A 12,896-nucleotide genomic window follows, 5' to 3' on the forward strand; every position below is an offset into this window, starting at 1 on the left:
TTTAGAACACAAGTTCACCAATGGGAACGCGATCAATATATGTCTCTATACTAAGAGGCTCAAACCCTTGACACACAACGTGTTGAGGGTTTTTTTATTTTGTGGGTAAAACACTTTTATTTGAAAGAAGAGTAATCCACCCACAAAACACCCACAAAAAAATCAAAGTTACCCCAATACATTATTCATATAAGCTTCAAACCCCGAAATAGAATCTTTATTAATTTTGTCGCTAATATGAGAGTAAACGTTAGAAGTTATTTCTATACTCTTATGTCCTAGTCGATCTTGAATGTATTTCATACTTGCACCAGACTCTAATAAAAGAACCGCGTGGGTGTGTCGTAATGAATGTATTTCTAATCTAGGTAAATTTGCTTTCTTAAGTATGCGTGAGAATGCATTGAACAATGTTGACTTCGGTAAGAACTTTCCATCGACTCTTGAAAAGACTAAATCTAATTCATGCTCATACGCATCTTGTAAAACAAGCTTATTAGCATTTTGCCACTTTTTATGTGCCAGCAGTTCATCGACTAATGATTTAGGAATCATGATAGTACGTTTAGAAGTAAATGTTTTTGTATCTCCAAATAATTCTTCTTTTGTTTTAGCTGTAAAATCCAATGTTTTAGAAATAGTAATAGTATGTTCTTTTAAATTTATGTCTTTCCATTGTAAAGCAGCAGCTTCACCTTTACGCATGCCTGTATTCAGAAGCGCTTTGAAAAAGATGTAATAAATATAGTTGTATTGATAAGAAGTCTTTAAGAAAAGGGGAATGTCTTCACTTCGCATGTATTTTAGCCCTTCTCTTTCTTTATTGTTCTTATTTGAAATAACTACTTCTTCACAAGGATTGTTTTCGATTTTTTTTAAGCTAACAGCCTTTTTCATAGCATTATTCATTGTGCTGTGGATAATTTGAACAGTTCGTTTACTGTACCCCTGATCAGTTAAGGAGTTAATAAATTTTTGGTACATCATTGGTTTGAGTTCTTTTAGGTTCATGTTTTGAAAGTAGGGGATAAGATATTTTTCGATGTTACGTTCATGCAAGATAAAAGTGTTTTTCCTTACATTGTCTTGCTTAAATAATTTTAACCAGTCTCTAAGGTAGTGTTTTAATGAAGTATGAGTAATCTCAACTTCTAAACCATTTAATAATTTTCTCTCTTCTTCAGCAGCCGCAAGTTGTGCTTCTTTTTTCGTCTTGAATCCACGTTTTGATTTTTCTTTGTATTTTTGAGTATAAGGGTCTTTAAATCTTACTCGAAATTCCCAAACATCTCCGAATTTTCTGAAGCTAGCCATTATAACATTCCCTCTTTCCTTATAATTGTAAAGTGGCTAGATTACTCATCCAACCACTTCACAGGAGTCTCTTTATAACCAGAAACTTCATATTTTATTTCACCATCAACAACATGGATTTTCTCAACGATAGGGACCTTTTTAAATTCTTCTTGTTTGATGGTGCGTTTCTTTCTTTTTTCTCGTTCGGCGTTTAAATCAATAATCAAAATGTCTCACCTCCTTTTAGTAAGGCTTATAAAATTCTAACAGTTCAACTGGAATGTCATTTTTGTATGCTATACATGCTTTTGTATCACCAGGTTGAATGGTCTTTTTATCAATTAACAAAAGCGCAGCAAACGTATTTGCTTCTATCTCTAATTTATCAACTGAAAAGAATGTATTTTTACGCAGAAAAGGTGTGTTTGCATGAGTGTGTAGGATTGCATGTCCTAATTCATGTGCACAAACAGTTCTTTGCATAGATGGAGACAAATGATTATTAATAACGATGTAACGATTTCTTTTTTCGTATTTATAAAATCCGTTTATTTCTTCATGTAATTCCCAAGTTAGTACATTTATCTTTAAACAATCTGCAAGCTCATAGGGGTTATTCGTGTTGTATTTTGTGCAAAGTTGTTGGACTAGATCTCTTATGACGAATTTCAATGTTTTCCCTCCTAAGCTCGCATCAGTTATCGTCGGTAGAACGATATTTCTTAGGAACGTATTTTTTATTGATTACTTTAGTTTGTTTCACGATGTATTCCATTGCATCTAATAAAGATTCCACAGCTTCTTCACTCATAGGCTCACCAGAGAACATTAATCCGTCTTCGCCTTGAAGATCTCTTTTTATTTCTTCCATTCTTTTTGCTATGTCTTTCTCATCTTTTGAAGTAAGGTTACCAGTTTGGGTGTCGCCGTCTTCAGAAAGTAATAAATTAATATCAATATCTAAAGCGGAAGCAATTGTTCTTAATGTGTCTAAACTAGGATTGTATCTTCCGCTTTCAAGATCGCCTAGATAAGAGCGTGAGATATTAGCTTTCTCTGCTAATGCTTTTTGTGTCATTTTCTTTTCTTTCCGGTATTTTTTTATGTTTATTGATACATTCATAAGGCTTGGTTCCCTCCTAAAATGTCGGTATTATCGACCTTTATAAAAAGTTTAATGCAAAAATGACGGAAAAACAATGAAAAATCTATTTACAATATGACGGAAATACCGTACAATGAGTTTTGTAAGGCGGTGATTAATTGATGGAACATCATGAGACACTGGGGATGATAGTCAAAAAAAGTCGTCAAAATAAAAAGTTGCGACAAATTGAAGTATCAAAATCAGCTTCTATATCTAGGAATTACCTTTCCGATATTGAGAATGACAGGTATACCCCTAGTCTAAAAACTTTTATAAGGTTAGCTTCTGTTTTGGAGTTAGACCTTAATTTATTGGTAAAAATGACGGAAATACAAGTGAACAAGCGTGAGGAGGATTCTAAATGTACGATCAGTTAGCTGTTGTGGAAGAGGAGTTTTCATTAAGAGTTGTAAATCAAAGTGGCAAATTATTAGTTGATAGTAGAGAAGTCGCAAATATGATAGGTAAACGTCACACAGATTTATTAAGAAGTATTGAGAATTATATACAGATTTTAGAAAACGCAAAAATGCGTTCTCAGAATTTTTTTGTAGAGGACAATTATACAACTGAAGGTAATAACAAAGCTTACAAAAAATATCTCTTAACTCGTAAAGGGTGTGACTTGGTAGCAAATAAACTAAACGGTGAAAAGGGAGTACTTTTTACTGCTACATATGTTACGCAATTTGAGGAAATGGAGAAGCGAATACAAGGGGAACAAGAAATGCTAGGAAATACTTATAGTCAAATTAAATTGCTAGCAACAGGAACAATAGATTTAAATAACAGAGTTACATCTTTGGAAGAAAAAATTGAAACGCAATTAACTATTGATTACGGTCAGCAACGTATTCTGGAAAAAAGTAAAGCCAAAAGAATCTACTTCTTATGGGGAAACGAGCATGTAGATAAAGAAGTACATGACTCTACTCGCAAGCTATTCGGATTACTAGGACGTAATTTGAAAGATGCATTCAATGTGAATAGTTATAGGGACATATTGAAGAAGGATTTCGAGGAAGCTTTGAATTTTATAAACGGCTGGAGACCAATGGTTTAAAAATAAGGAGGGAATAATTATGTTCAATGTTCAAATAGATGAAAATGTTGTGAAGGAATTATGTGTGGAAGAAATTCAAAAGAAGGTTAAAGAGTACGATGCTGAGTTAGCCTTTTGGGATACTAAGGAGCTTAAAAAACGTGTATGTATGTCGTGGAATACAATTCAGGATCAGTTTTTCTTTGACCCACGCTTCCCAAAATTCAAAGTGGGTAAGAAATGGTATTTTCCAGCAAAACAAGTACAAGCATTTTTAGTTGAATGGGCAGAAGAAAGGATGGATTAAGCATGTTTACAATCGATTACAACAATGTAAAAGTATCTGATTATCTTAGACTACTCGCACATTATAAATTACCAAATAAAAAGCAGCGTCGATTAATTGAAAATAGGTTTGTATGTTTAAATGCTCTTTTGAAAAAGGCAGGTGAATCTAGTGGGAATTGAAAATTTAGTGTTACCCGAGGATGCTGAGTTAGCGAAATCATTACGCAATAAGAAGGAGAACTACATAAAGAATCAGTTTTTGTTAACTCGTATTGCAAGTAAGAAAAATGTAGAGGGTAAAACAAAAGAATTCTATGAGACTTGTAAAGAGTATGAGGCATGTGGAGAAAAGGCCAAAGAGTGTGATAAGCAATTAAAGGAATTGATATTTAAAAAGAAAGAAAATGATAGAGTTCAACATGTTGTAGAGCGTATGCGAAAGATTGGAATTAAAGAGGATGTTATTCAAAAGGTCTTATATAAATAAAAAGAAACCCATTGCAGTGGGTTCCCGATAAAAAACAAATTCAAGGTCAGTATATCACATGGGGTGATTACATGGAAGAGACAATAGAAAATCAATTACTACAAAAGCAGGTTGAAAAAGCTGTAAGTAGTTTGAAACTTATATCCGCACAGGAAGCAGATACCTGTAGAAGGTTAGATATAGATTATGTGATTACCATATTAACTAATAAACCGTATGGCAGTATGCCATTTTAGGAGGCTATAAAACTATGAAACTCTACGAATTAACAAGTAACTTCAATCAATTACAGCAAATGATTGAAGACGGGGTAGATCCAGAGGTAATTAACGATACACTTCAATCAATCAGTGAAGCAATTGAAGATAAAGTACAAGGTGCAGCGTTATTGATTCGTAATATAGAAGCGCAAGTTGAAGTGATTAAGGGAGAAGAAAATCGCTTGGCTGAACGTCGTAAGTCTTTTGAGAACAGCTGTAAAAATATTAAGGACTATTTATATCATCAGATGGTTGCTGTGGATAAAAAGCGGATTAAAGGTGCATTGATAACAGTAGGCATTCAAAAGAATCCAGCAAGTTTAGATATTGCAGAGGATGCAATTATTCCACCAGAATACATGATTCCGCAGAATCCGAAGGTAGATAAAAAAGCGTTATTATTAGCGATTAAGAATGGTATGAAGTGGGATGGTATTTCATTAAAACAAGGTGAGAGTGTGAGAATACGATGAGTGAAACTAAAAATTACTTTGCAGAATTAGCAGTTATTGACGTCAGTAAACATGTTGAGAAGAAGGGCCGTTTTAGTTATCTAAGTTGGTCATGGGCTGTAGATCAACTTCTAAAAAAATATCCTGATGCCACATGGCAAGTTGTTAGGTTTGATGGATTACCTTATATGAAAACAGAAGTTGGGTACTTTGTAGAAGTTGAAGTAACGGTAAATAACATCACACGTTCGCAAATTCATCCTGTATTGGATAACTATAATAAGCCGATCGCAAAACCTACATCATTCCAAATAAACACGTCGATTCAAAGGTGTCTAGCAAAAGCCATTGCACTACACGGATTAGGTTTATACATCTATTCGGGTGAAGATATTCCACAAGATGATGAACCAAAACAAGCAGCTAAGCAATTAGATAACGTTCCATTACAGGAGAAAGCTGGACAATCAGAAGTTGCAAATGAGCAAAGAATAAAAGCTATTCATGTGCAAATTAGGGAGTTATCAGAAGTGTATAACATGCCATTTGAAGAAACAAAAAATACTGTAAAACAGTCATTAGGAATTCAATCTTTCAAAGGAATGACAGTGCAACAAGCATCTCAGTTACAAAAAACAATAACATCGTGGTTAAACGAAGCGAAAGAAAAGCAACAGCAAGCGCAATAGGTGGGTGACTGAAATGAAAACGATAGTAAGAGATGGTTCAATGCCAATAGCTTTGAATAGGAATTTAGGTACTCGGTATTTACGTGATAAAAGGTTATCTGAATTACTTAAGCGCTGTCGTCGTTTAGAGAATGAAGGGTTTGATTATTTATTTCCTATTCGAAAGGTATTAGAAACAATTAAACATAGAAATGATGAAAATCCTCATCTGTTTAAAGGTTGCCTTGTGATGGATCGTGACCGTGGATTTTACTATGAGGTTGTTATGAGGAAGGTGAAGAGATGAGTAATTTATTAATTCATGAAGAACCATTACTTGTTCTTCCAGGACTGGCAACGAAAATTGGATTGAATGAAGCAATATTTTTACAACAGATACACTATTGGTTAAGGCGTTCCAAACATTTTTATGATGGAAGACCGTGGATTTATAACAGCGTTCCAAAATGGCAAGAACAGTTTCCTTTTTGGGGAGAATCGACCATTAAAAGGACCATTAAAAACCTTGAAAATATCAATGTATTGGTTATTGGGAACTATAACAAGAAAAAGTTTGATAAAACGAAATGGTACTCAATAGATTATACATTTCTCCGTCAGTTAGAATCGACCGACGATGAGGTCAATTTGACCCCACGAACAGGTCAAGTTGACCCGATGGAAGAGGTCAATTTGAACCGACCAATACCAGAGAATACACAGAGAGTAACAACAGAGACTACAGCAAAAGAATATATAGTCGAGATAGTAAACTATCTCAACGACGTGTGTGGTAGTAGTTACCGTTCAACATCTAAGAAAACACAGTCATTAATTAAAAGTAGATTAATAGAAGGATTCACTGTGGATAACTTTAAAACTGTGATTGATACAAAAGCTAAAGAATGGCTAAGAACGGAACAAGCGAAGTATCTAAGACCAGAAACATTATTTGGTACAAAGTTTGAAGGCTATTTACAACAAGGAAAGGTGGAAGGAAAACATGGCTCTAGTAAAGGTAACAGATATAGCAAAGACCCTTTCGAAGAAGATGATCTTCCTTTCTGATACATGTGAGGTTTGTAAAAAAGAACGTAAACGTAATGTTAGATACATGAAGATAAATGGTGAAGTAGTTTGCCCAGTATGTAAGTTGGCAGAAGATAATCAAAAGCTAGAAGCGGAAATGAATGTATTCCGAGATGAGAAGGAACAGAGAAAACGAAAAAGTATGTTTTACGATAAGAGCTTGATTAAAGATGAAACAATTAAACTTGCTAGATTCTCAACTTTTAAATCTGACTGTGAAGAGGATGAAAAGAATTACACCCTAGCAAAACGAGCACTTGAGGATTACTTGAATGATGTGAGGTTTAATTTAATTCTAGTTGGAAAAGTGGGTGCTGGTAAAAGTCATCTTGCCTATTCAATTGCTCATGAAATGAATGAGAATAGCACAGGGACGGTTCTTTATGTTTCTGTATCAGAACTATTTGACTATATACGTTCTACGTTCAATGGGCAATCTGAGGAGTCTGAGCATAGCATTGTTAATTTACTAATTAGTGCAGATTTATTAGTTATTGATGATTTGGGTGCTGAGTTAGGTGATATGGATGCTGCTGATCCAAAGGCGACTGCATTTGTGAATCGTGTACTGTTTAAAGTCTTTGATGGAAGACAGGGAAAGAAAACAATCATTACAACAAACCTCACAGGTGAAGCTGTGATGAAAGCTTACGACGAACGTATTACATCTCGTATGTTCAACACATACAGACATATTGAGTTTAAGTATACAAGAGATAAGCGGAAAAGAAAGTTGCCTTTTTAAGAGGGTGTAAAGGAGAGATTTTAATGATAGAGACAATAATTGTGAAGTGGTACTGCAAACATTGTGATGCACATAATCGCTTAGAAATTCATCCAAATGGAGGATTTATGGATAAGGATTTTCATGCGTTATGCCGCAAATGTGAAGAATCTAGTTCAATGGTATTATCAGCTACTCTTTTAGAGAAACAAAATAGGGATAAGCTTTTATGACCATTACTGTAATTCGTCCTGATGTCCATATTTCAAGCGTTAGTAGTTGGGGAATGGTATTTACACCATCTCCGACAAACAACGCTGAATGGTCATGTGAAGACTATAAAAATACTACGGGAAAACGGATTGAAGAAATGTTAAAGAAAGCGAAGGGGAAAGAATGAAAACATATACAGGATTTGAAGCGATTGAAAGAATGAAAACGAATTGGATTAAAGAAAAGAATGATCTTTTTGCACACACATTAAAAAAAGGTAAGCATGAGGTTTTAGGAATTAGTAGTCAGCGTATTGTACCATCTGCAATCGGTATGAATTTCTTTTTTGAAAACGAGTTTGTAGATTATGAAAAGCCATTGAATTTAGAGTGCGGTGAGATGTTTGTAATGGAAAGTTTAAATGGGAAATGGTACGGAATTTTAAAAGAAGAGACTCAAACTAAGTATTACTTAATCATGGGGTTAAAAGTAGGGGAATATCGTTTCTATGAAAATGGATGTTCTTTCAAAAGATATCAGGGACGTACATTCCGAAAAGCAACTGATGAAGAGTTAGAAGAATTTGAGCGTTTTATGGTGTTTTATAAGAAGAATCGTAAAATGGACGAGTTTAAATTAGGTGACATTTGTGAACGTGAAGATGTCCTATATAAAGTAGTTGTTCAGACTGAAGACAATAAATTTGAGGGTGTTTTAGGTTGTGTAGCAATTAATGAAAAAGATACTCCAGTAAAATACTTTCCAGTGAAAAGTATGGAATTACAATTTTGTGTCGAGGACATGGTGGGGTAATTTTGCATCAACACATCATAGATCAACTGATTAATAGAGGTATTTATAAATCCAAAGACGGGCTTCGAGACTTGTTCGAATGCTCGTTTGAGGAGTTAGTGGAAATGTTGGAGGGAGAAGAGTGAGCTTTAAAAAGGAAATGGCAATCATTTTAGCCAGCTGGCTTTTAATCGGTGTGACTATATTCTTACTAAAATACAAACTTGGAGTGAACTTATAATGATTCAGCTACACACAATTACATCTGAAGAGAAGAAACAAAACTTTGATATTACGGAACTATTTGAAATGCAAATAGAACTGGATAAACGAATTGGATATAAAGGAAATGACAAAATGGATATGTTGTTTCGTGCATTACTAGTGGAGATCAGTGAAGCATGGAATGAAACTCGAGCATTTAAGATGTGGAGTACAGGATTTGGAGTTCCTAAGAATGGACTATTAGAAGAGTTAATTGATGGTCTCCATTTTCTTATGAACATTGTAATTGAATTAGATAAATGTACATGGAGACATGAGCTCATTCCATCTTTCAGTATGCAATCAATTATGAGAAAAGATACGAGCAATGTAAATATGCTGTTCGAATGGTATATGCAAGATGTGTTGACCGCAAAAAGAGCATGGTGTCAGTACAGAGATTTAACTACAACGATGGGGCATTTGAGAAGAGCGTTTGGCATTTTCTTTCGTATTTGCTATTTGTACGGATTTACGTATGAGGATGTTATTGATTCGTATAAGGAAAAGAATGCGGAAAACTTTGAGAGACAGAATAGCGGATATTAATCAGGTTTAAATTTTATTCAGTTCCTTAACAAAAGTGTTATTTTAATTGGTTCAGCCCCTTGAAGGGCGCTCCAAGGGGCTAAGATTCGAGAACTTTTAAACTCTTGTTTAAGTACATGATAACTCCTTAAGGAGAATCTATGGTATTTTAACACTCAACTGATTATTTTGACAACTATATATTAATAAAAGAAGCCCCAATTATCTGCAGGGCTTCTAAGGGTAAGTGTCAAGTAATGACGTACTCGACTAATTAACCATATCATGAATTTTTTGGTAAAAATACTGGTAAATGTGTCCAAATAGATGAGGTCATTATTTTTAATAAAAATGCTATTTTGCATAAAAAATCTATTAAAGTGGGGGTTAAGTTTATGAGTGATTTATTGGTACTTGGTTTAGAGGAGAATCAAGAGAAGGTTGAAAAAATAGTAAAAAAATTAGAGGAAGCTAGAACAATAGCGAGTGAACTAGCTTCAACTAAAATTTACATTCAAGATACTAGAAAGAAAGACTTAGATAGCTACATTGAAGAATTGAGGGGTGATTTTAAGAAAACTTTTCATCACGAGCCTCAAGGATACTATTTGGTAGCGGAAGGACAGAATGGACGTTGTCAGATATCTTTACCTGAAAAGAAAAAGTTTTTCTAGAAGTAACTATTTCTAGAGTGTTATTACCAATATTTACATCGTCTATCTCATTGAAGTGAAAAAATAAATGTCCCCTTAAGGAAGTATATGGGGGTATATCTATTACAGGTTTTAACCATGTATCATTTATCGGAAATATTAACTTTTGCTCATCCCCACTGAATGATAAGACGCCATTATGTATTTCTTTTCCTGCCTTTGTAGTGACGGAATATTCATCGTTGGGCTTACTATAAGAATTGAAGTTTAACTTATTGTTTAAAGTGAACTCGATAATGGAAATTGGTAGTGCACTTTCGTTGGTAATAATAACGTCTAAAATTACCCTAAAATCATTGTGCCAATATACATCAGGTGTTTTTGGATCTATCCTATCGGGTTTAAGTATGTGGGCTATCCAATTATCTCTGAGTTGTCTGCACTTAATGCTAGCTCTATTTCTCCGAAAATTAGCAAACGTAATTATAAAAGTTGCTAAGGAGATTAAAAAGGCTGCAATCGGTATTATATTTAATTTCAAAAACTCAATTAGTTGGACTATAGATTCATTATTTATAGCAATCACCTCCTTTCATATCATTATACGATAGAGAGGAGCGTGAAACTATTAACTTGTTAGATGAAATTAGGTACAAGAGTTATAGGTGTTTACAGGATCTAAGATTGTAAAACATAAAAAATAAAGAGTTATAAAATGAAAATTTCATTGTGCCATAAATAAAAAGGCGGTTGTTTTTGCAACCACCTTTCAGTAAAATAAAGCACTTTTTCAGAAATAAAATATGGATGATTCCTGAAAAGGTTATAGGATATAACCCCATTTTTATAATTCAAGTGACGAGCTTAATTTATAAGAAAGGATTAATTACAGTATATAAAAACTTGTCTAACAAGGTTACAAATTCATTAAGAAATGGAGAATTTAAATATGGATGTAAAGCTACTAGCACATACGCAATTATCTGAGGAGTTTGTTAAGTACTTGTCTCATATATCTGGTATTGGAGAGGAAAGGTTTGATCCTACTCATGGGCAAGTGATAGCCTTATCAGCAATCCGTACGTGCTACTCGCCAAATAAACCTAGTAGGATTGTAACTTTAGAGGGAGAGAAGTACTTCAAGGGCAAAGCAACTGATGGAAAAGGTGGGAAAGAAGTAAATCGGCTCATTAGACATATTGTAGGTTCGGGGCATACTTCAACACTAGAGCATCTAACATATACCTTTGCAGTAGAAGGAGTTAGCAGAGCGTTACTCACTCAGTTAACACGTCACCGTGTAGGATTCAGTTACTCAGTCCAGTCTCAAAGATATGTACGTATGGGAAGTGATGATAAGATAGGCGGGTTTGATTATATAGTGCCTGAAACTGTTAAAGCTAAAGGAGAACAAGTAGTTAAAGCTTACAATGAGATGATGTACAAACTACAAAGTGATTATGATCTACTTAGATCATTGGGAATTCCTGCTGAGGATGCTCGCAGTGTACTTCCAAATGCGGCTACAACTAACCTGGTCTTAACAGTCAATTTACGAGGGCTTTTAGACTTCTACAATAAACGTAGAAAAGGGAAAGGTGCTCAAGCTGAAATCGCGGAGTTAGCAGAACAATTAAGGCAAGAAGTTGTAAAAGTTGAAAAGTGGGTAGATGAGTTTTTCGGAGATGGAAAGTAACAGAAACTAAATAAAAATGCTTTTTTATTAGAGTTGAATAGAAAGCGAGGTGGCTATATGAATCTTAGTTTTATAGATCTATTCGCAGGAATCGGGATGTTTCGGATGGGCCTAGAAAAAGCCGGACATAAATGCATTGGTTGGGTTGAGTGGGACAAGGATGCTAGAGCCACTTATGAAGCTATACATGATACGAAGGGAGAATGGACTGAAAATGACATCAGAAATGTTACCGGATCAACCATACCAGCAGCAGATGTATGGTGTGCTGGATTCCCTTGCCAAGACATTTCAAAGAACGGAAGACAAAAAGGATTGGCAGGAGAAAAATCAGGACTCTTCAGAGAGGTTATACGAATCATTAGGGAAGCAGATGAAGTTAAAAAACCCTCACGATTACTCTTTGAAAACGTTGAAAATTTGTTACGAGTTAATAAAGGATGGGACCTTTTCCGTATTCTCTCTAGCTTGGATGAAGTCGGGTATGATGCAGAATGGCAAACTATCACCTCAACCGAGTGCGGAATTCCTCAAAATAGAACGAGACTATTCATTGTCGCACATCTTAGAGGACGAGACACCAGACGAGTATTTAGTTGACCTGGATCGAGTAAAAGATTGTGTAATTGGTATCTGCGAAGGGAAAGTATTTGTTCGTGAAGCTACAAAACAGGGATACAACATTGCATACCACGGTGACACGGTTAATTTAGCTTTTCCTAAATCGAAAACGAGAAGAGGGCGTGTTGGTAAGGGAGTAGCACAAACTCTTCTCACATCTAGAGAACAGGCCATCTTAACGAGTGATGATAAGTTGCGGTGGCTTACTGAAAGAGAATCTTGGCGATTGCAAGGGATACCAGATTCATATTTTGATAAGGCAGCTGCAGTAACATCGAAAAGTCAATTGTATAAGCAAGCTGGTAATGGAGTAACTGTGGACGTAGTATACGAGATAGCAAAAAGGTTATAAAAATTTCATCTTAAAGGAATGGAGATTTATAAATGGGGAAAAGTCAACGAGATAAAGGAATGAGACGTGAAAGAGAATTTGCTAGTTTGATAGGTGGTGCTCGTGTACCTCTCTCTGGTGCGATGGACGGGTACTCAAATGATGTGAAGGGTTTAGGTCTTGAATGGGAAGTAAAAGCAAGGAAAGAGGGATTCAAGACGTTATATAACTGGTTGGAGGATGAACGTGAACAGCCAGATGCACTAGCGATAAAAGCGGATAGAAAACCGTGGTTAGTAGTTATGCCGTTGGATACATTTTTGAAAATGGTGAAGGAGTGAGAGT

General features: G+C 35.0%; 25 protein-coding genes. 21 read left to right on the forward strand and 4 right to left on the reverse strand.

Annotation, left to right across the window (positions count from 1 at the left end):
* Window positions 1-168 precede the first annotated feature (168 nt).
* The 4 genes from MR136_RS26840 to MR136_RS26855 are packed head-to-tail and all read right to left on the reverse strand — an operon-like array spanning window position 169 to window position 2,419.
* Window positions 169-1,314 (reverse strand): tyrosine-type recombinase/integrase, encoded by a 1,146-nt coding sequence (locus MR136_RS26840; RefSeq protein WP_242259682.1) that lies wholly within the window; start codon window positions 1,312-1,314, stop codon window positions 169-171.
* 41 nt (window positions 1,315-1,355) lie between these two features.
* A complete protein-coding gene (locus MR136_RS26845; protein ID WP_242259683.1) occupies window positions 1,356-1,523 on the reverse strand; it encodes a hypothetical protein in 168 nt (55 codons plus the stop codon).
* A gap of 16 nt (window positions 1,524-1,539) precedes the next feature.
* Window positions 1,540-1,968 (reverse strand): ImmA/IrrE family metallo-endopeptidase, encoded by a 429-nt coding sequence (locus MR136_RS26850; RefSeq protein WP_242259684.1) that lies wholly within the window; start codon window positions 1,966-1,968, stop codon window positions 1,540-1,542.
* Window positions 1,969-1,990: 22 nt separating this feature from the next.
* The gene (locus MR136_RS26855; protein WP_242259685.1) at window positions 1,991-2,419 is read right to left on the reverse strand and encodes a helix-turn-helix domain-containing protein; all 429 of its coding nucleotides are present in this window, start codon (window positions 2,417-2,419) and stop codon (window positions 1,991-1,993) included.
* 167 nt (window positions 2,420-2,586) lie between these two features.
* On the opposite strand from MR136_RS26855, the gene MR136_RS26860 reads away from it, so the two are divergent.
* The 21 genes from MR136_RS26860 (at window position 2,587) to MR136_RS26960 (ending at window position 12,892) form a co-directional block, all read left to right on the forward strand.
* A complete protein-coding gene (locus MR136_RS26860; RefSeq protein ID WP_242259696.1) occupies window positions 2,587-2,820 on the forward strand; it encodes a helix-turn-helix domain-containing protein in 234 nt (77 codons plus the stop codon).
* Entirely contained in the window at window positions 2,805-3,506 is a 702-nt protein-coding gene (locus MR136_RS26865) for a Rha family transcriptional regulator (protein ID WP_098507456.1), read from the forward strand. The genes MR136_RS26860 and MR136_RS26865 overlap by 16 nt, the downstream gene beginning before the upstream one ends.
* Window positions 3,507-3,525: 19 nt before the next feature.
* Complete coding sequence (locus MR136_RS26870; RefSeq protein WP_000483547.1) at window positions 3,526-3,792, forward strand: hypothetical protein; 267 nt, start codon at window positions 3,526-3,528, stop codon at window positions 3,790-3,792.
* Between the two features lie 2 nt (window positions 3,793-3,794).
* Window positions 3,795-3,953 carry a hypothetical protein gene (locus tag MR136_RS26875; RefSeq protein WP_242259686.1) on the forward strand — a complete coding sequence of 53 codons (159 nt, stop codon included), beginning with the start codon at window positions 3,795-3,797 and terminating at the stop codon, window positions 3,951-3,953.
* Window positions 3,943-4,260: a hypothetical protein gene (locus tag MR136_RS26880; protein ID WP_242259687.1), complete on the forward strand. Its 318-nt coding sequence runs from the start codon at window positions 3,943-3,945 to the stop codon at window positions 4,258-4,260. Before MR136_RS26875 ends, MR136_RS26880 begins: the two co-directional genes overlap by 11 nt.
* 71 nt (window positions 4,261-4,331) lie before the next feature.
* A complete protein-coding gene (locus MR136_RS26885) occupies window positions 4,332-4,496 on the forward strand; it encodes a hypothetical protein (RefSeq protein ID WP_242259688.1) in 165 nt (54 codons plus the stop codon).
* Window positions 4,497-4,510: 14 nt separating this feature from the next.
* On the forward strand, window positions 4,511-4,993 hold the full coding sequence (locus MR136_RS26890) for a siphovirus Gp157 family protein (RefSeq protein ID WP_042510926.1): 483 nt from the start codon (window positions 4,511-4,513) through the stop codon (window positions 4,991-4,993).
* On the forward strand, window positions 4,990-5,661 hold the full coding sequence (locus tag MR136_RS26895; protein WP_042510927.1) for a DUF1071 domain-containing protein: 672 nt from the start codon (window positions 4,990-4,992) through the stop codon (window positions 5,659-5,661). Before MR136_RS26890 ends, MR136_RS26895 begins: the two co-directional genes overlap by 4 nt.
* A 13-nt stretch (window positions 5,662-5,674) precedes the next feature.
* Window positions 5,675-5,947 carry a hypothetical protein gene (locus MR136_RS26900; protein ID WP_000849733.1) on the forward strand — a complete coding sequence of 91 codons (273 nt, stop codon included), beginning with the start codon at window positions 5,675-5,677 and terminating at the stop codon, window positions 5,945-5,947.
* A complete protein-coding gene (locus MR136_RS26905; protein ID WP_242259689.1) occupies window positions 5,944-6,708 on the forward strand; it encodes a conserved phage C-terminal domain-containing protein in 765 nt (254 codons plus the stop codon). Before MR136_RS26900 ends, MR136_RS26905 begins: the two co-directional genes overlap by 4 nt.
* Window positions 6,644-7,474 carry an ATP-binding protein gene (locus MR136_RS26910; RefSeq protein ID WP_242259690.1) on the forward strand — a complete coding sequence of 277 codons (831 nt, stop codon included), beginning with the start codon at window positions 6,644-6,646 and terminating at the stop codon, window positions 7,472-7,474. Before MR136_RS26905 ends, MR136_RS26910 begins: the two co-directional genes overlap by 65 nt.
* A 23-nt stretch (window positions 7,475-7,497) precedes the next feature.
* Entirely contained in the window at window positions 7,498-7,686 is a 189-nt protein-coding gene (locus tag MR136_RS26915) for a hypothetical protein (RefSeq protein ID WP_242259691.1), read from the forward strand.
* Window positions 7,683-7,853 (forward strand): hypothetical protein, encoded by a 171-nt coding sequence (locus tag MR136_RS26920; RefSeq protein WP_098057544.1) that lies wholly within the window; start codon window positions 7,683-7,685, stop codon window positions 7,851-7,853. The genes MR136_RS26915 and MR136_RS26920 overlap by 4 nt, the downstream gene beginning before the upstream one ends.
* Window positions 7,850-8,479: a hypothetical protein gene (locus MR136_RS26925; RefSeq protein ID WP_242259692.1), complete on the forward strand. Its 630-nt coding sequence runs from the start codon at window positions 7,850-7,852 to the stop codon at window positions 8,477-8,479. The genes MR136_RS26920 and MR136_RS26925 overlap by 4 nt, the downstream gene beginning before the upstream one ends.
* A 2-nt stretch (window positions 8,480-8,481) precedes the next feature.
* Window positions 8,482-8,604 carry a Fur-regulated basic protein FbpA gene (gene fbpA / locus MR136_RS26930; RefSeq protein WP_196477672.1) on the forward strand — a complete coding sequence of 41 codons (123 nt, stop codon included), beginning with the start codon at window positions 8,482-8,484 and terminating at the stop codon, window positions 8,602-8,604.
* 94 nt (window positions 8,605-8,698) lie between these two features.
* A complete protein-coding gene (locus MR136_RS26935; RefSeq protein WP_000615362.1) occupies window positions 8,699-9,271 on the forward strand; it encodes a dUTP diphosphatase in 573 nt (190 codons plus the stop codon).
* A gap of 374 nt (window positions 9,272-9,645) precedes the next feature.
* On the forward strand, window positions 9,646-9,924 hold the full coding sequence (locus tag MR136_RS26940; RefSeq protein WP_001281651.1) for a hypothetical protein: 279 nt from the start codon (window positions 9,646-9,648) through the stop codon (window positions 9,922-9,924).
* A 928-nt stretch (window positions 9,925-10,852) separates the two neighbouring features.
* Entirely contained in the window at window positions 10,853-11,599 is a 747-nt protein-coding gene (gene thyX, locus MR136_RS26945) for an FAD-dependent thymidylate synthase (protein WP_000382668.1), read from the forward strand.
* A gap of 57 nt (window positions 11,600-11,656) precedes the next feature.
* Window positions 11,657-12,199 (forward strand): DNA cytosine methyltransferase, encoded by a 543-nt coding sequence (locus tag MR136_RS26950; protein ID WP_001053880.1) that lies wholly within the window; start codon window positions 11,657-11,659, stop codon window positions 12,197-12,199.
* Entirely contained in the window at window positions 12,153-12,572 is a 420-nt protein-coding gene (locus tag MR136_RS26955; RefSeq protein WP_000018296.1) for a DNA cytosine methyltransferase, read from the forward strand. Before MR136_RS26950 ends, MR136_RS26955 begins: the two co-directional genes overlap by 47 nt.
* Before the next feature lie 32 nt (window positions 12,573-12,604).
* Window positions 12,605-12,892, forward strand: coding sequence for a hypothetical protein (locus MR136_RS26960; RefSeq protein ID WP_000520472.1), 288 nt, complete (start codon window positions 12,605-12,607; stop codon window positions 12,890-12,892).
* Window positions 12,893-12,896 lie beyond the last annotated feature (4 nt).

It is taken from the genome of Bacillus cereus group sp. BfR-BA-01311 (genome assembly GCF_022664295.1).
Lineage (GTDB): Bacteria > Bacillota > Bacilli > Bacillales > Bacillaceae_G > Bacillus_A > Bacillus_A cereus.